The 1,644-nt window shown below is 38.9% G+C and carries 2 protein-coding genes; both read left to right on the forward strand.

The window, feature by feature from the left end; translation table 11 throughout:
- Positions 1-291: 291 nt before the first annotated feature.
- Complete coding sequence (locus tag BBG47_RS27925; protein ID WP_065294457.1) at positions 292-1,065, forward strand: arylamine N-acetyltransferase; 774 nt, start codon at positions 292-294, stop codon at positions 1,063-1,065.
- A gap of 278 nt (positions 1,066-1,343) precedes the next feature.
- A complete protein-coding gene (locus BBG47_RS27930; RefSeq protein ID WP_065294458.1) occupies positions 1,344-1,532 on the forward strand; it encodes a hypothetical protein in 189 nt (62 codons plus the stop codon).
- The last annotated feature ends 112 nt before the right edge of the window (positions 1,533-1,644 follow it).

Raw genomic sequence — 1,644 nt, forward strand, 5'->3', positions numbered from 1 at the left:
CGTAAAGTTTCCAAACAGAAATCAAGTGCAGACATAATAAGCCGCCATTTTGGTGGCTTATTTGTCGTCTTGAAGAAGTATTGAAGTTCACAACAGATGAATGCTTAGAATGTCGACCATCATCGGGTACATGGGAATATCGCTCTTACAACTGCAGCTCTAATTAGATTATATTTTGAAATATAGACTGGAAAATATGGAAATTACAAGCGATGAGGGAGATAATAAATATAGGAAAGACGCCTTGTTCAATGGGATAAATATCGCGAAAGCATATGAAAGGAGTTCACTATGGAATATGAAGCGTTAGTTGCTCGATTTCTTCATTTTCTGTCGGTTGAAAAGCAGCCTATTAGCTTGGCGTTTCTCAATGAACTTATTCAGAGGCATCAAGAGAGAGTAAGATGGGAAACGCTGACGAAAATACTCGATTGGGAAAAAGGAAATCGAACAGGAAACTACCTCCCTTCTATTGATACGTACATCGAGCGCATCGTGAACAAAGGGATGGGAGGAACATGCTGGACAAATGCAATGGGGTTTCATTGGCTGTTATCCCAGCTTGGTTTTTCCGTTTCTTATATGTACATGGACCCTGGCCACTTATGTTTACGCGTTGACCTCGATAAACCTTATTATGTAGATGTCGGGTATTGTGCTCCGCTATTTCAGGCATACCCGCTGTATCAATCTTTTCAAGTGAAAAATGTAAGGGAAGTCTTTACCTATCAGGTATCTCAGAATGAAATTCAGATTATTCGAAACCCCGGACCTACTAAAACCCTTGATCCCAATCCGATAGCATTAGAAAAAATGACTCCGCTGATTAGGAATTCGAACAATTGGGATACATCGCCTATGCTGCAAAACATTCAAATTTTCGGCTACATCAATGGGATTCCGACTTCGATGAAGGATAATGTGCTAAAGCAATATTGTCAGCATGAGAAGGTGGAAAGACATCTAAATCCTGACGAGCTGAGAGAATGGGTTGCGGAAAAGTTTCAAATCGATCAGCAAATGTACGAAAATGCCTTAAGCATATTCAATGAGAAGAAAACATAATGTATGGAGCATTATTGCATCATAGAGAATACATGTTATTAGATTAGGAAGCAGATCCTATATACTAGCGTGTACGAGCAAAAGATAAACTTAAATATTATCTTAGCTATCAAGTGTTAATGGAAGTTTTAAATGTTATGCTTAACTTTACGGGCATAGCAGAAGGATGGACTCACATATGCCTTTGAATATATGGGATTGCCTAAATGGTTGGCGGAAATTGCAGCTAGAGCTATTGTCTTCTTTCTGTTGTAAGGCAAATAAAGGAGGAACTAAACGTGTATATACTGGCACTGATTATATTTATTATTACAGGTTTAGTATCCGTACTTGATATTTTGTTTGGTATAAGTAATTTAGGTGGTGAGGGGTTCAATCTGGCGATTAGAATTCCACGGTTGTTGTTCGTTTCCTCAGCACTTTTTTTGTTGGTTCGAAAGGATAAAAGCAGTAAAAAGAAGGATTAGTTCCCACGAATCGAATTGCAAGGAGACAGGACTAACTTGGTATATCAAGAGGGACTTTGAGACGTACTCGTACGAATCTGGACGATTCGAATCATCGCCGAACATTTCAAGG

The organism is Paenibacillus sp. KS1, from assembly GCF_001680695.1.
GTDB classification, from domain to species: domain Bacteria; phylum Bacillota; class Bacilli; order Paenibacillales; family Paenibacillaceae; genus Paenibacillus_B; species Paenibacillus_B suaedae.

Coding starts and splice junctions, on each gene's coding strand:
- BBG47_RS27925 (WP_065294457.1), top strand. CDS start 292: ATGGAATATGAAGCGTTAGTTGCTCGATTTCTTCATTTTCTGTCGGTT.